At 69.1% G+C, this 19,271-nt stretch carries 19 protein-coding genes; 1 reads left to right on the top strand and 18 read right to left on the bottom strand.

The annotated features are described in order from the left end of the window. From GY170_RS18315 to GY170_RS18300, 4 genes are all read right to left on the bottom strand, one after another. Nucleotides 1–1,024, bottom strand: a 1,024-nt coding sequence (locus GY170_RS18315) for a DNA translocase FtsK 4TM domain-containing protein (RefSeq protein ID WP_203531373.1), incomplete at its 3' end; no start/stop codon positions are given. 20 nt (nt 1,025–1,044) lie between these two features. Beyond that, nucleotides 1,045–2,223 (bottom strand): aminotransferase class I/II-fold pyridoxal phosphate-dependent enzyme, encoded by a 1,179-nt coding sequence (locus GY170_RS18310; RefSeq protein ID WP_163896269.1) that lies wholly within the window; start codon nt 2,221–2,223, stop codon nt 1,045–1,047. Between the two features lie 164 nt (nt 2,224–2,387). Continuing rightward, entirely contained in the window at nt 2,388–3,086 is a 699-nt protein-coding gene (locus GY170_RS18305) for a response regulator (protein WP_163896266.1), read from the bottom strand. Beyond that, complete coding sequence (locus GY170_RS18300; RefSeq protein WP_163896264.1) at nt 3,083–3,583, bottom strand: MarR family winged helix-turn-helix transcriptional regulator; 501 nt, start codon at nt 3,581–3,583, stop codon at nt 3,083–3,085. Before GY170_RS18300 ends, GY170_RS18305 begins: the two co-directional genes overlap by 4 nt. 146 nt (nt 3,584–3,729) lie before the next feature. Here GY170_RS18300 and GY170_RS18295 point away from each other — a divergent pair, with 146 nt between their 5' ends. Then, the gene (locus GY170_RS18295; RefSeq protein WP_163896263.1) at nt 3,730–4,599 is read left to right on the top strand and encodes a branched-chain amino acid aminotransferase; all 870 of its coding nucleotides are present in this window, start codon (nt 3,730–3,732) and stop codon (nt 4,597–4,599) included. An 11-nt stretch (nt 4,600–4,610) separates the two neighbouring features. Here GY170_RS18295 and GY170_RS18290 read toward each other — a convergent pair whose 3' ends face one another. The 14 genes from GY170_RS18290 to GY170_RS18225 all read right to left on the bottom strand — a co-directional run bounded on the left by GY170_RS18290 (nt 4,611) and on the right by GY170_RS18225 (nt 19,257). Beyond that, nucleotides 4,611–4,946: a DUF1294 domain-containing protein gene (locus GY170_RS18290; protein ID WP_163896261.1), complete on the bottom strand. Its 336-nt coding sequence runs from the start codon at nt 4,944–4,946 to the stop codon at nt 4,611–4,613. Continuing rightward, entirely contained in the window at nt 4,946–5,872 is a 927-nt protein-coding gene (locus GY170_RS18285) for a DMT family transporter (protein ID WP_163896259.1), read from the bottom strand. The genes GY170_RS18290 and GY170_RS18285 overlap by 1 nt, the downstream gene beginning before the upstream one ends. Nucleotides 5,873–6,157: 285 nt before the next feature. Next, a complete protein-coding gene (locus tag GY170_RS18280) occupies nt 6,158–7,330 on the bottom strand; it encodes a PQQ-dependent sugar dehydrogenase (protein WP_163896257.1) in 1,173 nt (390 codons plus the stop codon). A 6-nt stretch (nt 7,331–7,336) separates the two neighbouring features. After that, on the bottom strand, nt 7,337–8,392 hold the full coding sequence (gene queG / locus GY170_RS18275; RefSeq protein WP_163896255.1) for a tRNA epoxyqueuosine(34) reductase QueG: 1,056 nt from the start codon (nt 8,390–8,392) through the stop codon (nt 7,337–7,339). A gap of 91 nt (nt 8,393–8,483) precedes the next feature. After that, nucleotides 8,484–9,167 carry an FtsZ-binding protein FzlA gene (fzlA, locus tag GY170_RS18270; protein ID WP_163896253.1) on the bottom strand — a complete coding sequence of 228 codons (684 nt, stop codon included), beginning with the start codon at nt 9,165–9,167 and terminating at the stop codon, nt 8,484–8,486. Between the two features lie 102 nt (nt 9,168–9,269). After that, entirely contained in the window at nt 9,270–10,019 is a 750-nt protein-coding gene (mtgA, locus tag GY170_RS18265; protein WP_163896354.1) for a monofunctional biosynthetic peptidoglycan transglycosylase, read from the bottom strand. 173 nt (nt 10,020–10,192) lie between these two features. After that, nucleotides 10,193–14,728, bottom strand: coding sequence for a glutamate synthase large subunit (gene gltB, locus GY170_RS18260; RefSeq protein ID WP_163896251.1), 4,536 nt, complete (start codon nt 14,726–14,728; stop codon nt 10,193–10,195). Further along, complete coding sequence (locus GY170_RS18255) at nt 14,725–15,177, bottom strand: GFA family protein (protein ID WP_163896249.1); 453 nt, start codon at nt 15,175–15,177, stop codon at nt 14,725–14,727. The genes gltB and GY170_RS18255 overlap by 4 nt, the downstream gene beginning before the upstream one ends. Further along, nucleotides 15,174–15,596, bottom strand: coding sequence for a GFA family protein (locus GY170_RS18250; RefSeq protein WP_163896246.1), 423 nt, complete (start codon nt 15,594–15,596; stop codon nt 15,174–15,176). The genes GY170_RS18255 and GY170_RS18250 overlap by 4 nt, the downstream gene beginning before the upstream one ends. Beyond that, entirely contained in the window at nt 15,593–16,012 is a 420-nt protein-coding gene (locus tag GY170_RS18245; protein ID WP_163896244.1) for a GFA family protein, read from the bottom strand. The genes GY170_RS18250 and GY170_RS18245 overlap by 4 nt, the downstream gene beginning before the upstream one ends. Then, complete coding sequence (locus GY170_RS18240) at nt 16,009–16,440, bottom strand: GFA family protein (RefSeq protein ID WP_163896242.1); 432 nt, start codon at nt 16,438–16,440, stop codon at nt 16,009–16,011. The genes GY170_RS18245 and GY170_RS18240 overlap by 4 nt, the downstream gene beginning before the upstream one ends. Further along, nucleotides 16,437–17,138, bottom strand: coding sequence for a hypothetical protein (locus GY170_RS18235; protein ID WP_163896241.1), 702 nt, complete (start codon nt 17,136–17,138; stop codon nt 16,437–16,439). Before GY170_RS18235 ends, GY170_RS18240 begins: the two co-directional genes overlap by 4 nt. Beyond that, entirely contained in the window at nt 17,135–17,836 is a 702-nt protein-coding gene (locus GY170_RS18230) for a hypothetical protein (RefSeq protein ID WP_163896240.1), read from the bottom strand. The genes GY170_RS18235 and GY170_RS18230 overlap by 4 nt, the downstream gene beginning before the upstream one ends. Continuing rightward, nucleotides 17,833–19,257 carry an NAD(P)-dependent oxidoreductase gene (locus GY170_RS18225; RefSeq protein ID WP_163896238.1) on the bottom strand — a complete coding sequence of 475 codons (1,425 nt, stop codon included), beginning with the start codon at nt 19,255–19,257 and terminating at the stop codon, nt 17,833–17,835. The genes GY170_RS18230 and GY170_RS18225 overlap by 4 nt, the downstream gene beginning before the upstream one ends. Between the last annotated feature and the right edge of the window lie 14 nt (nt 19,258–19,271).

Below are 19,271 nucleotides of genomic sequence, written 5' to 3'. Positions count from 1 at the left end.
GGTGCGGCTCCGCCTGCCGGGCGCGGCCGGCGGGCTGGCGCGGCTCGGCGCGCAGGCCGCCCTCCACCGGGGTCGGGCGGGGCGGCGGCGGCATGACATGGCGGCGGGCGGGCGCGCTGGCGACCGGCGCGTCGTAATCATCGTCGTCGTAGCCGCCTTCGAAGACCTCGTCGTCGTCGTCCTCCTCCTCGATCACCGGCGCCGGAACCTGCGCGCGGGCCGGGCGGGAGACGCGGACGCGGCGCTCGGGCACCAGACGCTCCGCCTCGTCCTCCTCCGCCCATTCGGCGGCGCGGGCCTCCGCCGCCTGCCGGCGCTCGGCCATCGCTTCGCGGGCGCGGGTGCCGGCGATGCTCACGCCGCGAAAGCTGGCGGCGGCGCCGTGGCCGGCGACCCGCAGGATCAGCGCGTAGACCATGACGATGGCCCAGACGAGCAGCCGCCAGGCGCGCGCCAGCTCCACCCGGGTCAGGCCCATCACCCAGCCGACGAGCACCAGTGAGGCGACGCCGGTGATCAGCGAGAGCAGCTTGACGCCGAAGTTCGCCCCGATGGGCAGCGCCGTCAGCAGCACCGCCACGATCGTGTCGCCGAAGAGCCCGCCGAGGCCGAACTGGTGCGGCCAGGTCGCCGGCGGCGCCAGCGTGGAGAAGTGGACGGAGGCGAGCGCCACCGCGAAGGGCGTGAAGACGAGGCCCCAGAGCGCCCATTCCTCGCGCCAGTGCCCGGCGAGGCGGACGCCCCAGACGATCAGCGCCAGCGGCAGCACCCAGGCGCCGCGGCCGCAGATCATGATCAGCGGATGCGCCAGCGAGGCGCCGAGCCGGCCCATCATGTTCTGCACCGGCGCGTCGGAGGCGACGAGCCAGTTGGGATCGTCAGGCGTGTAGGAGAAGAGCATCGCGGCGGCGGCCAGCCCCAGCCCGACCAGCACGATACCGATGAGCTCGCGCCCCCGCTTCTCGATCGCCGCCTGCATGTTGCTGTCGAAGAGCGGGTCCCGCCCTCGTGCCTGATACGCCATGTTACCTCGCCTCACGTCTACTACTGAAGGCAGTCGCGGAGCCGCTCGAGCCCGCGCTGCATTTCGTCTTTTGGGGCCACTATCGCGACCCGGATGTATCCGGTGCCGGGATTGCCGCCCGTCACCTCTCGGCCCAGATAGGCGCCGGGCAGGACCTTCAGCCCCGCCTCCTGCCAGAGCCGCAGCGCCGCCGCCTCGCCATCCTCCACCGGCAGCCAGAGGAAGAAGCCTGCCTCCGGTGCCCTGTAGCCCGGCAGCTTGCCGAGAATGCGGTCGGCGGCGAGATATTTCTCGCCGTAGAGCGCCCGGTTCGCGGCGACATTCGCCTCGTCATCCCAGGCGCGGGCCGAGACGGCCTGCAGCGGCAGCGGCAGCGGCGCCCCGGCGAAGGAGCGCAGTTGCCGCAGCCGCGCGATGGCCTGCCGCCCGCCGACGGCGAAGCCGGAGCGCAGGCCCGGCAGGTTCGACCGCTTGGAGAGCGAGTGGAAGGCGACGACCCGCTCCGGGTCCGCCCCCTCCTCGCGCACCACCTCGAGGATGCCGGTCGGCGGCGCGTCTCGGTAGATCTCCGAATAGCACTCGTCGGCCAGGATGATGAAATCGTGGCGTTCGGCAAGGCGCAGCAGGCGCGCCCAGTAATCGCGCCCCGCCACCGCGCCCTGCGGGTTGGAGGGGGAGCAGATGTAGACCAGCGCCGTGCGATCCAGCACCTCGGCCGGCAGCGCGCCGTAATCGGGCAGGAAGCCAGTCTCCTCCGTGGCGGAGACGTAGACGGGCTCGGCCGAGGCCGCGAGCGCGGCGACGGCATAGACCTGGTAGAAGGGGTTGGGCGTCAGCACCACGGGGCGCTGGCCGTTCTTCTCCTCGGGGCAAAGCGCGAGGCCGGCCGCGAACAGCCCCTCGCGCGTGCCGTTGAGGGCGATGAGGTTCTCCGGCGTCAGCTCCTCAGCGCCATAGCGGCGGGCCAGCCAGCCGAGAATGGCGGAGAGCAGCTCCGGCGTGCCCTCGTTGACGGGATATTTCGCGAATCCGCCGAGGTTGGCCTGCAGCACCTCGGCAAGGAACTCCGGCATGGCATGGGTGGGCTCACCGATGGACATGGCGATGGGCTCGCCGCCCGGCACGTGGCCGTCCAGCAGCGCCCGCAGACGCGGGAACGCGTAGGGAGGGAGCTGCGAAAAGCGCTCGGGAAATGCCATCTCTGCCTCTGGTCCGGGGTCGTCCACGCCCCGTTTGGTGACCAGACTAGCCGGCGGGGGCGCGCAGTGTCCAGATTTCAAAGGATTCAGATCGGCCCCGGCGGGCGCTTGTGGCATTTGGGCCAAGGGGATGGCCGCCGAAACCGGCGCGCCGTCCCCGCCGATCAATCCGGCGCCAGCAGGTATCCGGCGCCCCGGACCGTCTGCAGGTAGCGGGGCTGGCGGGGGTCACTCTCGATCTTGCGGCGCAGGCGGGTGATCTGCACGTCCACCGCGCGCTCCTGCGCCTGCCCTCCGGCGCGGCCCAGCTCTTCCACCAGATGCGCGCGGGTGAGCACCTCTCCGACGCGGGCGGAGAAGATGCGCATCAGCTGGCTCTCCGTCGCCGTCAGGCGCACCGGGTCGTCGCCGGCCCACATCTCGCCCCGGTCGGTATCGTAGCGGATGCCACCGAGATGCAGCACCTTCGGCCGCACCGGCGCCGGCTCCGCGCTCGGCGTGCGGCGCAGGATGGCGTTGATCCGCAGGAGGAGCTCCTTGGGTTCGAACGGCTTGCCGAGGTAATCGTCGGCCCCCGCCTCCAGCCCGCTGATCCTGTCGCCCGTCTCCGCCTTGGCGGTCAGCAGCAGGATCGGCGTGCCCAGCTCGGCGCGCAGAGACTTGCACAGGCTCACCCCGTCCTCCCCCGGCATCATGACGTCGAGGATGATCAGGTCGAACTCCAGCCCCTCCAGCAGCCGCCGCGCGTGGGCGGCCTCGCGCGCCGTCGTCACGATGAAGCCGTGGCGCATCAGGAACTTCTGCAGGAGCTGCCGGATCCGCTCGTCATCGTCGACGAGCAGCAGATGCGCCGCGTCGCTCATTTCCGCCCTCCCTCGGTGAGGCGTTCGTACTGGCGGCGCATGTCCTCGTCCATCATCGCCTCCAGTACCTGCCGGAAGCCGGCGACGGCCTCGGGCCCGGCGGTGCGGTAGGCGGCGCGCATCCGCTCGCGCTGCGCGTCGGAGAGCTCGCGCTCCAGCTCCTGCCCCGTTGTCGTGAGGTAGAGGTTCCGCTCCCGCTTGTCACTGCGCCCCACCCGGCTCTCCACCAGCCCGTCCTCGATGAGACTGCGCAGCACCCGGTTGAGCGACTGCTTGGTGACGCCGAGCGTCGCGAGCAGGTTGTTGACCGTGGTGCCGGGCGAGCGGTGGATGAAATGGATGGCGCGGTGATGGGCGCGGCCGTAAGACTTCTCCGCCAGGATACGGTCAGGATCGGCCGTGAAGCCGCGATAGGCGAAGAACATCGCCTCGATCCCCTTGCGCAGCTGCTCGTCCGTCAGGAACAGCAGCGATTGCCCGCCGGCACCTTCAGCCATGTCTCCCTCCCCTGTCTTGCATCACAGAATATGTCAGCCTTGTTGACATTCCAAGACGCGACTGGTAGCCGAGTTGCAGAAATTGCGCAACTTTATGTCCGGTTCGGACCTACTTGCGAAAGAAGTGGAAAGCGGAGGAGACGATCATGGTCGGGGCCTATGACGATCGCGATGGCAAGATCTGGATGGACGGCAAGCTGGTGGAGTGGCGCGACGCGCAGGTGCACATCCTGACGCACGGTCTGCACTACGCCTCCTCCGTCTTCGAGGGCGAGCGCTGCTACGGCGGCAAGATCTTCAAGGGCGTCGAGCATTCCAAGCGCCTGAAGCGCTCCGCCAACCTTCTCGATTTCGAGATCCCCTACACGGTGGAGGAGATCGAGGCCGCCAAGTACGCCATGCTCGAGGCCAACGGCTGGACGGACGCCTATGTCCGCGCCATCGCCTGGCGCGGCGCCGGCCCCGATATGGGCGTCAGCGCCTCCCGCAACCCCGTCCGCCTCGCGGTGGCCGGCTGGGAGTGGGGCAACTACTACGGCGACGCCAAGATGAAGGGCGCGAAGCTCGCCCTCTCCAAGTGGAAGCGCCCGAGCCCCGAGACCATCCCGAGCGAGGCCAAGGCCGCCGGGCTCTACATGATCTGCACCATGTCCAAGCACGAGGCCGAGGCGAAGGGCTGCTCCGACGCCATGATGCTCGACTACCGCGGCTACGTGGCCGAGGCGACGGGCGCCAACGTCTTCTTCGTGAAGGATGGCGAGGTCCACACGCCGCTGCCGGACTGCTTCCTCAACGGGCTCACCCGGCAGACGGTCGTCGGCATGCTGAAGGAGCGCGGCATCACGGTGCACGAGCGCCACATCATGCCGGAGGAGCTGGAAGGCTTCGAGCAATGCTGGCTGACGGGCACCGCGGCGGAAGTGACGCCGGTGGGCCAGATCGGCGACTTCACCTTCGAGGTCGGCGCCCTGACCCGCGACATCGCGGAGAGCTACGAGGCGCTGGTGCGGAGCTGACCGGCCGGGCGTCAGCCCGCCGCCAGACCCGACAGGGCCGAGAAGATCAGGCGGCGGCTCTCCGGCCAGAGGAGGGCCGCCGCCAGCACCACCTGCAGCCAGAAGATGAGGGTGAGCGTGCCGCTGAACGGCTGCTTGCGGGTCTTGTGGCGGAAGACCCGGCGGGCAATGACCCCGCCGAGCGCCCCGCCGAAGACGGCCCAGCCCAGCAGCGTCGCCTCCGGCACCCGCCACTCGCGGCGGATGGCGGCCCGCTTGTCCCAGAAGAACAGCCCGTAGGTGATGGCGTTGATCGTCAGGTAGGCGAAGGCCGCCCAGGCCCAGAGCGGCGTCGTCTCCGCCGGCATCAATGCGGCCCGCCCGGCCGCGATGCCCGCCGCTCCCGTGCGCGCTTCAGGCCGAGGTGCCGCTCTCGCAGGATCACCCCCACCCCGGCGAGAACGATCAGCCCGGCGCCGAAGAGCACCGTCGCCGTCGGCACCTCCGCAAAGAGGAAGAAGCCGACGAGCAGCGCCAGCAGCATCGAGGCGTAGTCGAAGGGCGCGATGAGTGAGGCGTCGGCGAAGCGGTAGCTGGAGGTCAGGCAGATCTGCCCGAACCCGCCGAGCAAGCCGCCCAGCACCAGCAGGCCGAAGGCGGTTGGGCTCGGCATCCGCCAGCCCCAGGGGAGGGTCAGCAGCGACAGGCAAGTCGCGGTGACGGAGAACCAGAAGACGATGGTCGCAGTCCCCTCCACCTGCACCAGCCGCCGCACCTGGATCTGCGCCAGCGCCGCGCAGAAGGCGCCGGTCAGCGCCACCATGGCCCCCAGCCCCTCCTGCCCGCCGATGCCCCCGCTGGCGACGGAGAGGTTCGGCGCCAGCACGATGACCACGCCGACCATCCCCAGCGCGACGGTGGAAAGCCGGAAGACCCCCACCTTCTCGCGCAGGATCAGCGCCGCAAGCACCACCACGAGGAGCGGCGCCGCGTAGCCGATGGCCGTCGCCTCCGGCAGCGGCAAGAGGCCCAGCGCCGTGAAGCTGAGCGCCATGGCCGAGGTGCCGATGACCCCGCGCCAGATATGTCCGAGGGGCCGCGTCGTCTTCATGCCGGTCGACAGCTGCCCCTGCAGCGTCAGCCATCCCAGAATGACGGGAATCGCGAAGAGGGAGCGGAAGAAGACCGCCTCGCCGGGCGGCACCTCCCCGGCCGTCGCCTTCACGATGGTCGCCATGCCGACGAACAGCGTGACGGAGAGAAGCTTGAGGAGGATGCCGCGAAGCGGTTGCATGGGGACGCCCCGGAAGAGGGGCGCCAGCCCTTGTGCCGGCGCCCCGGGGACACGCCCCAGTCGGGGCGCGACCCTAGCGACGCGGGCGGTGAGGTAAAGACTGCCCCGGGGGCGGCCTCTCTTCGGCGCCCCTTAGCGGTGGGGGCGCCGGTCGATCCGTACCGGCACCGGCACGGGGGCCGGGCGTGTCACCGCGGCGAACAGGTCCGCCAGACGGGCAATGAGGTTATCGATCATGAGGGCCTCCCTTCAGGTGCAGCATGACACAAGTGCGGGACAGATGTGTTAAATTCCCGGCGTCATGCGCAGCACGGACCCGTCTTCCTGGTCCACCAGCAGAAGAAGTGACCCATCCGGCGCCATGTGCACATCACGGATGCGCCCCAGGTCCTGCCGGATGCGCTCTTCCCCCGTCACCCGGTTGTCCTCGATCTCGAGACGGACGACACCGCCGGGCGTCAGCGAGCCGATCAGCAGGTCGCCCTGCCATTCCTCGAAGCTGCCGTCGTAGAAGGTCATTCCGGCCGGAGCGATCACCGGATCCCAGTAGTAGACCGGTTCCTCAAAGCCCTCGGCCCTCGCCTCGCCGGAGCCGACGGGCTCGCCGTTGTAGCGCTGGCCGTAGCTGACCACGGGCCAGCCGTAGTTCTCGCCGGGCTCGGGCAGATTCAGCTCGTCACCGCCCGCCGGGCCGTGCTCGATCGTCCAGAGCTCGCCGGAGGGGCCGGTGGCTGCGCCCTGGATGTTGCGGTGGCCGAGCGACCAGATCTCCGGCCGGGCGCCCTCCTGCTCGACGAAGGGGTTGTCGGCGGGCACGCTGCCGTCATGCGTCAGGCGCACGACCTTGCCGTAGGTGGTGTCCAGCTCCTGCGCGAGCTGCCGGTCGGAGACGGAGAAGTGCTCGCCGGTGGTCACGTAGAGATAAGGCCCGTCGAAGACGAGGCGGCTGCCGTAGTGCATGGCGTTGGAGGAGGGCGGCGTCTGGGTGAAGATCTCCTCCACCTCAGTCACCTCCGAGCGGTCCTCGCTCAGCACGCCACGGGCAGCGGCTGTAACGGTGCCGCCGGAGACGCGCTTGGCGTAGGTCCAATAAATCAGCCTGCTCTCGGCGAAATCCGGGCCGGCGGCCACGTCGAGGAGGCCACCCTGGTCGCGGGCATCCACCTCGGGCAGGCCGCTGACGGGATCGGAGAGCGAGCCGTCCGCGCGCAGCACGCGCAGGCGGCCGGGCCGCTCCGTCACCAGCCAGTCGCCATCCGGCAGGGGCGTGATGCCCCACGGGTGGACGAGGCCGTCGGCGACGGTCGTCACGGTGACGGCGGAGGACTCGAGCGCCGGGGCGCGGGTCTGGTTCTCGAACGCGGGTTGGAAATCTGCATTGGCCGGGCCCTGTTCCACCTGCGCAAAGGCGGCAAGAGGGGCAACGGCGACGACGGCGGGCAGGATAAGATGTTTCATGCACCCTTACGTAAGGCGGCCCCCGCTCTCGCCCACTACACCAAGGCGTGAGAGCGCCCAGGCGGCGGCATCGCGCACCGCCGGATCCTCGCTCTGCAGATGCGGCCGCGCCGCCTCCGCCAGGTGAGCAGCGCCGGAATTGCCGATGGCGTAGAGCACGTTACGCATCAGGCGCGCGTGCCCCAGTCGCCGCAGCGGCATGCCCTTGAAGCGCTCGCGGAAGGCGAGCTCGTCCATCGCCGCCAGCTCCGCCAGCGGCGGCGCCGCCTCCCCCGCATAGCGGGTCTCGCGCGCCTGAGCGGCAAACTTGTTCCACGGGCAGATGGCGAGGCAATCGTCGCAGCCGAAGATGCGGTTGCCCAGCGCGGCGCGGAATTCCTCCGGCACCTCCCCGTGATGCTCGATGGTCAGGTAAGAGATGCAACGCCGCGCATCGAGCTGGAAGGGCGCGGGGAAGGCGTTCGTCGGGCAGATGTCGAGGCAGGCGGTGCAGGAGCCGCAATGCTCGCCCTCCGGCGCATCGGGCTCCAGCTCCAGCGTCGTGAAGATGGCACCGAGGAAGAACCAGTTGCCAAGGCTCCGGCTGAGCAGGTTCGTGTGCTTGCCCTGCCACCCCAGCCCCGCCGCCTCGGCCAGCGGCTTCTCCATCACCGGCGCGGTATCGACGAAGACCTTGATCTCCTCGCCCTCCGGCGCCTGCTCCAGCAGCCAGCGCCCGACGCGTTTGAGCCGCTTCTTGACGATGTCGTGGTAGTCCTTGCCGCGCGCATAGCCGGCGACGATCCCCCGCTCGCGCTCCCCCAGCAGCGCCAGCGAATCCTCCGGCTGGTAGACCTCCGCCAGCATCACCACGCTGCGCGCCTCAGGCCAGAGCGCCGCCGGGTCACCGCGCCAATGCGCGCGCTCCTCCAGCCAGCTCATCTGCCCCTGCCGGCCCTCGCCCAGAAAGGCGCCGAGCCGCTCCTTCGCCTGCGGAATCGCATCCGGCCGGCAGATCCCCATAGAGGAAAACCCGGCTTCCAGGGCAAAGCTGCGCAGGGCCTCTTTCACTCCGCCCCCCATTCATCTGGCCGAAAATACCTCAGGGGTTGCCATTGGTAGCGCCATTGGTTCAAGCCGCCAATGGCGACGGGCAGCGCCCCGGGTCCCTCAATCAGAAATCGAGGTCGGCATAATGCGGCGCCGGCTGAAAGCCCGGCACCGTGTCGGCGAGGATGCCGCGGAAGGCCGGGCGCGACTTGATCTTGGCGTACCAGTCCTTGACCGTCTCCGAGAGGTTCCAGTCCACGTCCGAGATGTAGTCGAGGCAGGAGATGTGGGCCGCCGCCGAGAAATCGGCGAGCGTCATCTCCCCGCCCGCCAGCCAGCGGCGCTGCTCCAGCAGGTGCTCCATGTAGCGCAGGTGCCACTTGATGGCCTTGGCGCCGGATTTGACGTTCCCGGAATCGGGATAGCCGGTGCCCATGATCTTGCGGAAGACCCGCTCGCCGACGAGCTTCTCCGTCACCTCGCGGTGGAACTTGTCGTCGAACCAGCCGACCAGCCGGCGCACCTCGTACCGCGCCTCGGGGCTCTTCGGCATCAGCAGCGGCTCGGGATGCGTCTCGTCGAGATACTCGCAGATCGCGGTGCTCTCGGACATCATGCGACTGCCCAAGCGGAGCACCGGCACCTTGCCGGCGGGATTGCGGCGCAGGAACTCCGCCTCCTTCTCCCAATATCGCTCTTCCACGAGCTCGACCTCGATGCGCTTCTCGGCCAGCACGAGGCGAACCTTCCGGCTGAAAGGCGAGAGCGGGTAGTGATAAAGGCGGATGGTGGGGCGGTCCTGAGCCATGCCCCTCATTAGGGGGAAGGCGTGGTCGCCCGCAAGCGTCTCACGCCTCACGGCGGCGGGCACCGGCGGGCCTCCGCGCCCCGCCCCGCCGCGTCAGGGCGCTCAGAAGCAGGCCGCCCGCCCGTCGCCGGCGATCGTCGCGGCACCGTCCTGGATGGAGGCGGCGCGGCGCAGCATCATCGTCGTCAGGTTGGCGGCGTCGCGCGTCTGCGGGCTGGGGAGGACAGCCGCCAGCCGCGCCGCCTCCCCAGCCGTCAGGTTGGCCGCCGGCTTGCCGAAGTAATGCTCCGCCGCCGCACCGACGCCGAAGATGCCGGGGCCGAACTCGATCATGTTGAGGTAGACCTCGAGGATCCGCTCCTTCGACCAGATCACTTCCATCAGCGGCGTGATCCCCGCCTCCAGGCTCTTCCTCAGCCACGAGCGTCCCTGCCAGAGATAGACGTTCTTCACCGTCTGCTGGGAGATGGTCGAGGCGCCGCGCGTCGCACCAGCCTCCAGCGCGATGCGGATGGCGTCGAGATCGAGCCCCCAGTGCAGGCAGAAGTTGGCATCCTCGGCGGCGACGGCGGCGCGGGCCATGACCGGCGCGATCTCCTCCATGTCGACCCACTCGTGCTGCAGCGCACCGAGCCGCTGCCGCTCCTGCAGCATGTAGGGCGTCGTCGGCGGGTCGATGACCGCGTAGGCGCCGAGCGCCGCGAAGAGAAGGACGACCGCGAGGAGCGCGAGCCGGAAGATCCAGCCGAAGAGCCAGCGGATCGGGCGGATGCGCCGGCGGGGCGTCGCCCCCTCCTCGCCCCTGCGCCGCCGGCCCCTGCCGCCTCGCTCGCCCTTTGCCGCCCGTGCCATGGCGCCATAGGCCATGCCACGGCGCCACGGGTCAACATCTGCGGCGCCTGTCCCTCAGCACGCCGCGCTAACAGCCGGCTCGGGGTCCCTTTTCATCTGGCAGGAAATACCTCGGGGGTGCGGGGGCAGAGCCCCCGCGTGGCGCCGGGGTTCCCCCGGCGCCACCCACCGCCTCATTCCGCCGGCATCGCCGCCTGTTCCACCACCAGCGGATGCTCCAGCTTGCCGAGCATCTCCTTGGGGCAGACCTGCAGGAAGTGCGGCAGCTCGGCCTCCCAGTGGGTGAGGATCTCGCCGGCCTTGCGGCTGCCGGTCTCGCGCTCGTGGCGCTCCACCAGATCCTTCAGCTGGCCCAGCCAGTGGTCGACCGTCACCGGGCAGGTGACGAGCGTGTCCATGTTGATCAGCTGCTCGGCCTTCCCCTCGGGATCGTAGAGATAGGCCATGCCGCCGGTCATCCCGGCGCCGAAGTTGGCGCCGATCTCGCCGAGGATCACGGCCACGCCGCCGGTCATGTACTCACAGCCGTTGGAGCCGCAGCCCTCGATCACCACGCTGGCGCCGGAGTTGCGGACAGCGAAGCGCTCCCCCGCCCGGCCGGCGGCGAAGAGGTAGCCGTCGGTGGCGCCGTAGAGCACCGTGTTGCCGATGATGGTGTTGTCCTCCGCCACCAGCGGCGAGGCCATCGGCGGGCGCACCACGATGGTGCCGCCGGAGAGGCCCTTGCCCACGTAGTCGTTGGCATCCCCAGAGACCTCCAGCTTCAGCCCCGGCGCCGCGAAGGCGCCGAGAGACTGGCCGGCGGAGCCCTTGAGCTTCACCGTCAGGTGCCCCGGCTGCAGGTCGTTGCGCATGCCGAAGCGGGCGACGATGTGGCTCGTCGTGCGCGTGCCGATGGTGCGGTGCGTGTTCTGCACCGCGTATTCCAGCTGCATCTTCTCGCCGTCCTGCAGGAAGCGGGCGGCGTCCTTGACGATCTCCGCATCCAGCGTGTCGAGCACCGGGTTGCGCGGCTTGTTGCGGTCGTAGCGGATCTGGTGCGCGCCATCGACGGTGATGAGCAGCGGGTTGAGATCCAGATCGTCGAGATGGGCGGAGCCGCGGGAGACCTGCGTGAGCAGGTCGGCCCGGCCGATCACGTCGTCTAGCGACCGCGCGCCGATGGAGGCGAGGATCTCGCGCACCTCGGTGGCGTAGAAGGTGATGAGGTTCACCACCTTGTCGGCATTGCCGGTGAACTTGTCCCTCAGCGCCTCGTCCTGCGTGCACACGCCGACGGGGCAGGTGTTGCTCTGGCACTGGCGCACCATGATGCAGCCCATGGCGATCAGCGCCGCGGTGCCGATGCCGTATTCCTCGGCCCCCAGCATCGCCGCCATGACGATATCGCGCCCGGTGCGCAGGCCACCGTCGGTGCGCAGCGTCACCCGCTCGCGCAGGTGGTTCATGGCGAGCACCTGGTGCGCCTCGGTCAGGCCCATCTCCCACGGCAGGCCGGCATACTTGATGGAGGTCGCCGGAGACGCCCCCGTGCCGCCGTTATGGCCGGAGATGAGGATGACATCCGCCTTCGCCTTCGCGACGCCCGCGGCGATGGTGCCGACGCCCGACGACGCCACCAGCTTCACCGTCACCTTGCAGCGCGGGTTGATCTGCTTGAGATCGTAGATCAGCTGCGCGAGGTCCTCGATGGAGTAGATGTCGTGGTGCGGCGGCGGGGAGATGAGCGTCACCCCCGGCGTCGAGTGCCGCAGCCGGGCGATCAGCTCGGTCACCTTCATGCCGGGCAGCTGGCCGCCCTCGCCGGGCTTGGCGCCCTGCGCGACCTTGATCTCCAGCTCCTCGCACTGGTTGAGGTATTCCGCCGTCACGCCGAAGCGCCCGGAGGCCACCTGCTTGATCTTCGCCGACGGGTTATCGCCGTTGGACTCGGGCACGAAATGCGCCGGGTCCTCGCCGCCCTCGCCGGAGTCCGACTTCGCGCCGATCCGGTTCATCGCGACGTTCAGCGTCTTGTGCGCCTCGGGGCTGAGCGCCCCCAGCGACATGCCCGGGGTCACGAACCGCTTGCGGATCGAGGTGATGCTCTCGACTTCCTCGATCGGCACCGGCTCGCCCAGCGGCTTGATGGCCAGAAGGTCGCGCAGGTGGATCGGCGGGTTCGACTGAATCGCCTTGGAGTATTGCTGCCAGATCTCGTAGCTCGCCCGGTCGCAGGCGCTCTGCATCAGGTGCATCACCGTCGCGCCCCAGGCGTGGGTCTCCCCCCGCCGGCGGGACTTGTAGAAGCCCCCGATGGGCAGCACGTCGGTGCCGTGCAGCCAGCCCTTGGCGTGCACCTCTTCCAGCTTCTTCTGGATGCCCGCCGTGCCGATGCCGGAGATGCGGGAATGCATGCCCGGGAAGTACTCGGCGCACATGGCGCGGGAGAGGCCCACGGCCTCGAAGTTCAGCCCGCCCCGGTAGGAGGAGATGATGGAGATGCCCATCTTCGACATGATCTTGAGAAGGCCGGCATCCACCGCGTCGCGGTAGCGGCGCATGGCATCCTCTAGGCTCCCCTCGATGAGCCCGCGGCGAATGCGGTCGGCCACCGAATCCTCGGCGAGGTAGGCGTTCACCGTTGTGGCACCCGAGGAGATGAGCACCGCGAAGTAATGCGGATCGATGCACTCGGCGGAGCGGACGTTGAGCGAGCAGAACGTCCGCAGCCCCTGCTTCGTCAGCCAGGAGTGCACGGCGGAGGTGGCGAGGATCATCGGCATCGGCACCTTCTCGGCGCCCTGATGCTGATCGGTCAGCACGATGTGCCCGGCGCCGGAGCGCACGGCATCCTCCGCCTCCTCGCGAATGCGGGAGAGCCCCTCCTTCAGGGCATCATGCACCGCGCCGGCGGGGAAGGTGCAGTCGATCACCGCCACCTGATCGCCGAACTGCTCGACCATCACGTCGAACTCGGCATTCGCCACGAAGGGCGATTCCAGCACGAGGATCTCCGTCTGCGACGAATCCTCGTCGAGCACGTTCTTGAGGTTCCCGAACCGCGTCTTCAGGCTCATCACCCGCTGCTCGCGCAGGGAGTCGATGGGCGGGTTGGTCACCTGGCTGAAGTTCTGCCGGAAGTAGTGGCTCAGCGGCCGGTACTGGGAGGAGAGCACGGCGGCGGGCGTGTCATCGCCCATCGAGGCGATCATCTCCTTGCCGTCCTCGGCCATCGGCGCGAGCACCTGCTCCAGCTCTTCCAGCGTGTAGCCGGCGGCGACCTGGCGGCGGCGCAACTCCTCACCCTCGAACATCGGCGCCTCGGGGACGTCCTTCAGGATGGCGTTGAGGTCGATGACCTTCTCGATCCAGTCCTGGTAGGGCAGCGCGGCGGCGAGTTTGTCCTTGATCTCGCGGTCATGGTAGAGACGCCCCTCTTCCATATCGACGGCGATCATCTGGCCCGGGCCGAGCGCGCCCTTCTCCTTTACGCGGGTCTCGTCGACCGGGACCATGCCGGCCTCCGATCCCGCGATCAGCAGGCCGTCGCCGGTGACGGTGTAGCGCATGGGGCGCAGGCCGTTGCGGTCGAGCCCGCCGCAGACCCAGCGGCCATCGGTCATCGCCAGCGCGGCGGGGCCGTCCCACGGCTCCATCACCGCGTTGCAATAGGCGTACATGTCCATCCACGGCTGCGGCAGCTCGGCGGCGGACTTGCTCCATGCCTCGGGCACCAGCATCGTCTTGGCCATCGGGGCGGAGCGCCCGGCGCGAACCATCATCTCGAACACGGCATCGAGCGCGGCGCTGTCGGACGAGCCCTGCGCGACGATGGGTTTGATGTCCTCGGCCATGTCCCCGAAGGTGGAGGAGGCCATGCGGATCTCGTGGCTCTTCATCCAGTTGAGGTTGCCCTTGAGCGTGTTGATCTCGCCGTTATGGGCGAGCATGCGGAAGGGCTGGGCCAGCCACCATTGCGGGAAGGTGTTGGTGGAATAGCGCTGGTGATAAAGCGCGAAGGCGCTCTCGAACCGCTTGTCGAGCAGGTCGGGATAGAACTCGGCGACGTCCTGCGCGAGCATCATGCCCTTGTAGATGATCGACCGGCAGGAGAGCGAGGCGAGGTAGAGCGTCGGCACGCCGGCGGCGGCCGCGGCCTTCTCGATCCGGCGGCGGATGATGTAGAGCTCGCGCTCGAACGTCTCCTTGTCGATGTCCTTCTCGCAGCGGATCAGGATCTGCTCGATCTCCGGCCGCGTCGCGTTGGCCTTTTCGCCGAGGACGTTGATGTTCACCGGGACGTGCCGCCAGCCATAGATGTAGTGGCCCATGCGCAGCACTTCGCTTTCCACGATGGTGCGGCACTTCTCCTGCGCGCCGAAATCGGTGCGCGGCAGGAAGACCTGGCCGACGGCGATCAGCTTGTCGGGGCGGGGCTCATGCCCGCAGCGGCGGATCTGCTCGTAGAAGAACGGCAGCGGGATCTGCACGTGAATGCCGGCGCCGTCGCCCGTCTTGCCATCGGCATCGACGGCGCCGCGGTGCCAGATGGCCTTCAGCGCGCTGATGCCCTTCTCGACGACGTCGCGGCTGGCCTTGCCGTCGATCGACACGACGAGCCCCACACCGCAGGAGGCATGCTCGTCCTCCTCGCGGAACATGGAGTTCTCGTTCATCCACTTGCGCTTGGCCTCTTCGGCGGCAACCCAGGATTCGTCGTAGCTCATGGTCTTGCTCCTTCCGAGGAGGCGGCCCCGCCGCCCGTGTTGAGGTTCTCGTGGCTGGCGTCGTATTCCGCCTGGCTCTGGGTCTTGAGGCCCGCAAGGCTGAAGCCACGCGGCGCCCGGTCGGCGTAGACGATCTGTGTCAGCGTGGCGCCCGCCGCGCCATCGAAGAGGCCGGGCGAGAGCTCGAGGTAGCCCTTGTCGGGCCCCTCGACATATCGAAACCAGACTGGCGAGCCGCAGCTGTCGCACCACGCCCGCTCGGCGAGCCGGGACGAGCGATGCGTCTTCACCGGGCCGGTTACGTGTAGCGCCGCCGGGTCGGCCTCGATGCTCATCTGGATGCCCCCGCCGGCGCGGGCGCAGAGCGCGCAGAAACAGCCGGTGATCTCGGAGGCGAGCGTGCCCGCCTCCACCACCACCGCCCCGCAGAGGCAGCGCCCGGTCGTCATGACGGGTCGAACGAGGGCATCACCTCGGCCCGGGTGCGGCGCGGATGATCGCCCGCGAAGTCAAAGCCCGCCGGCTTGAAATCGATGAAGATTTCCTTGGTCAGCGGGATGTCGTCCTGCTCGTCGAACAGGCCGAGCGGCACCTCGTAGTGGCCGCTGCCATCCTCGCCCTTGTCGTAGCGGTACCACAGCGGCGAGCCGCAGCTGCCGCAGTTCGAGCGGCTCGCCCAGCCCGAGGTGCGGCGCGTGACCACGTGGTCGCTGCCGGTCACCGCCATGGCCGCCTCGGGCACGGTGACGCCAAGCAGCGGCCCGCCCGTCCAGCGCTGGCACGAGGTGCAATGGCAGGCCCCGAGCGTGCCGATCTCGGAGGCGACGAACTGCACGGCGCCGCAGAAGCACGATCCGGTCTTGGTCATACCGCCTCCGTATGCGGGTGAGCGGCCTCGTATTCGGCCGCGCTCAGGCGCTTGTGGTCGCCGGCGAGGCGCAAGACATCCGGCGCGGCGTCGACGTAATTCTCGTTGTTGAGCGGCCAGCCCGACGCGGCGGGAAACTGGCCGATGGCGAACTCGTAATCGCCGCCATCCTCGCGAAACCAGAGCGGCGCGCCGCAGGTCTCGCAGGAGGCGCGCTCGCCGAAGCTCGACGAGCGGAAGCGGCGCACCGGGCCCTCGACGACAACGCCTGCCTCGGGCGCCGAGAAGCCCACGAAGACGCCGCCCGTCCAGTGGCGGCAGAGACTGCAATGGCAGGCGAACAGCAGCTCGCGGCCGGGCGTGGCCGTCATGGTGACGGCGCCGCAGAGGCAGCGGCCCTCTATCCGCGCGCTCATTCGCCGCCCTCCGGGACGAATTGCTCGCGCGCCTCGTAGTCGGCCCGGCTCCACCGGTCATGGTCGCCGGCGAAGGCGTAGCCCTCGGGGCATTGATCGGCATAGACCTCGCGGACCAGCCGCGCGCCGCCGGCATTCTCGAAGAGGCCGGGGCAAAGCTCGACCGTGCCGACGTTCTTGCCCTTGGTGTCGCGGAACCAGAGCGCCGAGCCGCAGGTCGGGCACCAGGCCCGCTCGGCGAAGGAGGAGGAGGCGTAGGTCTGCACCTCGCCCGTCACGCTCAGCTCTTCTTCCGGGACGGGCAGGCCCATGCCGACAGAGCCGCTCCACTTGCGGCACATCTCGCAATGGCAGGCCGACATCTCCGCCGGCAGCTGCGCGGCGGTGACCGTCACGGCCCCGCAGAGGCAGCGGCCGGTGACGCTCATTCGTCGGGACTCCACGACGAGCTGACGACGTTGCAGCCGAAGAGCGGCTCGACCGCGAGGAAGCCGGGGTCGCCGGGGAAGGAGATCTCCACCGGGCTGTCATCGCTCGGGAAGGTCTCGCCATCCACCGTCGTGGTGCCGGGGCCGGAGAGGAACAGCCGGTTCTCGCGGTTGATGTACTCGTTGCCCTCGGATTCCCACAGGATCTCGCCCTCCGGGCTGATCGCCTGGATGCGGTAATCCGTCTCCTCCAGCAGCAGCCCGTTGATCGTGCGCGTCTCGCCCGTCAGCTCGTCGCGCCCGACGAAGCGCGTCTCGCCCTGCTCGGGGGAGATGGTGCGGAAGTCGTAGCTGTCGCGGCCCGTCTCCGTCAGCTCGGTGAAGCTGGCGGGGTCGTTCGGGTCGGGCGCCAGCGTCTCGGAATGGCCGGAGAGAACGTGGAAGCTCTCCACCCACTGCGTCTCGCTGTCGACGGCGCCGGCATAGGTGATGCCCTGCGGATCGAGGTCGATCCGCCGCTGCCAGCCCTCCGGGTCGGAGGAGCATGTGAAGTGGTGGCTGATCGAGCAGGCCCGCGTCTGCACGGTCATGTAACCGGTGCAATCCGCCGGCAGCGAGAAGGTCTGCTGCGCGAGAAGAGGGGCGGCCGGCGCCACGAGGGCGAGGGCGAGCGGGGCGGCGAGGATCTTGGTCTTCATTGGCTGGCTCCGGGCAACGCCGATTCGATGACGCCGCAATCATATTGAGGGCTGGTCGAGAAGAACCCGGGCTCACCGGGATAGATGAAGTCGACTGGGCTCGCCTCCAGCACCTCCTCCGGCGTGTCCCGCTGCCAGGACCGGCCAAGGAGGAAAAGGCGGTGACGCTCGGAGACGTATTGCTCGCCGACGCCGGAATAGGTGATCTCGCCGTCGGCCGTGACGACATCGTAGGAATAGGTGGTGGCGAGCAGCGGCTCGCCGTCGATCTCCACTTCCTCGCCCGTCAGCCGGTCGACGCCGACGACCCGCTCCGCCGGGGCGCCGTCATCGGAGGTGGTGGTGAAGTCGTAGCTGTCACGCCCCGTCTCCAGCAGCTCCGACAGGCTGCCCGGGTCGGGCGCCGGCAGCTCCATCGTCTCCACCCTGTCGGGGTAGAAGGTGGTGAGCCACTGGAAGTCCTCGTCCACCTTCTTCACCTGGAAGGGCCCGCCGACGCCGAAGAGGGCGACCCATTGCTCGCCCGGCGCATCGGCCTCGCATTCCCAGACATTTACGACGAGGCAGGCGCGCTGCTGCACCGTCAGCGTGCCGACGCACCCCTCGGGCGGCGCGAAATCCTGCGCGGCAACGCTGCCGGCCGCGAGGCCGAGGAGCGTGGCCAGCACGGGGGCCACCAGAGGGGCGCGAGCGATCATTCCGCCGCCACCACGGTGGCCGCGGCGCCGAGGTGCTGCAGAATCGCGTCGGCACAGTCGCGCCCGTCGCGGATCGCCCAGACGACGAGCGAGGCGCCGCGCACGATATCCCCGGCGGCGAAGACGCCATCCAGAGAGGTGCGGCCCGTGCCGTAATCGGCGCGGATGGTGCCCCAGCGCGTCACATCGAGCCCCGAGACGCCCCAGAGCTTCGGCAGCTCCTCCGGCTCGAAGCCGAGCGCCTTGATGACGAGATCGGCGTCTTCGAGGTAGTCGGCGCCCTCGATCACCTCGGGGAAGCGCCGGCCGGAGGCATCGGGCGCGCCGAGCCGCATCTTGGAGATGGTGACGCCCGCCACCGTCTCCTCGCCCTCGAAGCCGGCGGGGGCGGAGAGCCAGACGAACTCCACGCCCTCCTCCTCGGCATTCTGCACCTCGCGCTGGCTCCCTGGCATGTTCGCCCTGTCACGCCGGTAGAGGCACTTCACGCTGGTCGCGCCCTGCCGGATGGCGGTGCGCACGCAATCCATCGCCGTGTCGCCGCCGCCGATGACGACGACCTTCTTGCCCTCGGCGTTCAGCTCACCCGACTCGAACTCCGGCACCTCGTCGCCGAAGCTCTTGCGGTTGGAGCAGGTCAGATAGTCCAGCGCCCGCACGATCCCGGCGGCGCCGGAGCCCGGCGCATCGAGGTCACGGCTCTTGTAGACGCCGGTGGCGATGAGCACCGCGTCATGCTTGCCGCGGATCGCGTCGAAGGAGAGGTCATCGCCGACATTGCAGCTGGTGACGAACTCCACGCCCGATTCCTCGAGGAGGTGGACGCGGCGCATCACCACCTCCTTCTCCAGCTTGAAGCCGGGGATGCCGTAGGTCATCAGGCCGCCGGCGCGGTCATGGCGGTCATAGACCGTCACCTGCACCCCGGCGCGGCGCAGCGCCTCCGCCGCGGCGAGGCCCGCCGGGCCAGCGCCGATGATGCCGACGCTCTCCTCCCGCTCGTGCGAGGGCAGCGAGGGCTTCACCCAGCCACGCTCGAAGGCGGTGTCAGTGATGTATTTCTCGACGGAGCCGATGGTGACGGTGCCGTGGCCCGACTGCTCGATGACGCAATTGCCTTCGCAGAGACGATCCTGCGGGCAGATGCGACCGCAGATCTCCGGAAAGGTGTTGGTCGACTGGGAGATGGCATAGGCCTCCTCCAGCCGGCCTTCCGCCGTCATGCGCAGCCAGTCGGGGATGTTGTTGTGCAGCGGGCAATGCGTCTGGCAATAGGGCACGCCGCACTGGCTGCATCGGCCCGATTGCTCCTCCGCCTTGGCATCGGCGAACTCGGCGTAAATCTCCATGAAATCGTCGCGACGATCCTCCGCCTGCCGCTTCGGCGGCATGTCCCGGGGGATGGTGACGAATTTGAGCATGCGCTGTTGCGTGG

It is taken from the genome of Pseudoroseicyclus tamaricis, assembly GCF_012070395.1.
GTDB classification, from domain to species: domain Bacteria; phylum Pseudomonadota; class Alphaproteobacteria; order Rhodobacterales; family Rhodobacteraceae; genus Pseudoroseicyclus_A; species Pseudoroseicyclus_A tamaricis.
This window is presented reverse-complemented; position numbering and strand designations above follow the sequence as displayed.

Excerpts from the sequence above, each read along its gene's own strand:
- GY170_RS18235 (WP_163896241.1), bottom strand. The coding sequence starts at position 17,138 with ATGAAGACCAAGATCCTCGCCGCCCCGCTCGCCCTCGCCCTCGTGGCG.
- GY170_RS18255 (WP_163896249.1), bottom strand. The coding sequence starts at position 15,177 with ATGACGACCGGGCGCTGCCTCTGCGGGGCGGTGGTGGTGGAGGCGGGC.
- fzlA (WP_163896253.1), bottom strand. The coding sequence starts at position 9,167 with ATGGCTCAGGACCGCCCCACCATCCGCCTTTATCACTACCCGCTCTCG.
- GY170_RS18305 (WP_163896266.1), bottom strand. The coding sequence starts at position 3,086 with ATGAGCGACGCGGCGCATCTGCTGCTCGTCGACGATGACGAGCGGATC.
- GY170_RS18230 (WP_163896240.1), bottom strand. The coding sequence starts at position 17,836 with ATGATCGCTCGCGCCCCTCTGGTGGCCCCCGTGCTGGCCACGCTCCTC.
- GY170_RS18300 (WP_163896264.1), bottom strand. The coding sequence starts at position 3,583 with ATGGCTGAAGGTGCCGGCGGGCAATCGCTGCTGTTCCTGACGGACGAG.
- gltB (WP_163896251.1), bottom strand. The coding sequence starts at position 14,728 with ATGAGCTACGACGAATCCTGGGTTGCCGCCGAAGAGGCCAAGCGCAAG.
- GY170_RS18295 (WP_163896263.1), top strand. The coding sequence starts at position 3,730 with ATGGTCGGGGCCTATGACGATCGCGATGGCAAGATCTGGATGGACGGC.
- GY170_RS18245 (WP_163896244.1), bottom strand. The coding sequence starts at position 16,012 with ATGAGCGCGCGGATAGAGGGCCGCTGCCTCTGCGGCGCCGTCACCATG.
- GY170_RS18250 (WP_163896246.1), bottom strand. The coding sequence starts at position 15,596 with ATGACCAAGACCGGATCGTGCTTCTGCGGCGCCGTGCAGTTCGTCGCC.
- mtgA (WP_163896354.1), bottom strand. The coding sequence starts at position 10,019 with ATGGCACGGGCGGCAAAGGGCGAGCGAGGCGGCAGGGGCCGGCGGCGC.
- GY170_RS18225 (WP_163896238.1), bottom strand. The coding sequence starts at position 19,257 with ATGCTCAAATTCGTCACCATCCCCCGGGACATGCCGCCGAAGCGGCAG.
- queG (WP_163896255.1), bottom strand. The coding sequence starts at position 8,392 with ATGGGGGGCGGAGTGAAAGAGGCCCTGCGCAGCTTTGCCCTGGAAGCC.
- GY170_RS18240 (WP_163896242.1), bottom strand. The coding sequence starts at position 16,440 with ATGAGCGTCACCGGCCGCTGCCTCTGCGGGGCCGTGACGGTCACCGCC.
- GY170_RS18290 (WP_163896261.1), bottom strand. The coding sequence starts at position 4,946 with ATGCCGGCGGAGACGACGCCGCTCTGGGCCTGGGCGGCCTTCGCCTAC.
- GY170_RS18285 (WP_163896259.1), bottom strand. The coding sequence starts at position 5,872 with ATGCAACCGCTTCGCGGCATCCTCCTCAAGCTTCTCTCCGTCACGCTG.
- GY170_RS18310 (WP_163896269.1), bottom strand. The coding sequence starts at position 2,223 with ATGGCATTTCCCGAGCGCTTTTCGCAGCTCCCTCCCTACGCGTTCCCG.
- GY170_RS18280 (WP_163896257.1), bottom strand. The coding sequence starts at position 7,330 with ATGAAACATCTTATCCTGCCCGCCGTCGTCGCCGTTGCCCCTCTTGCC.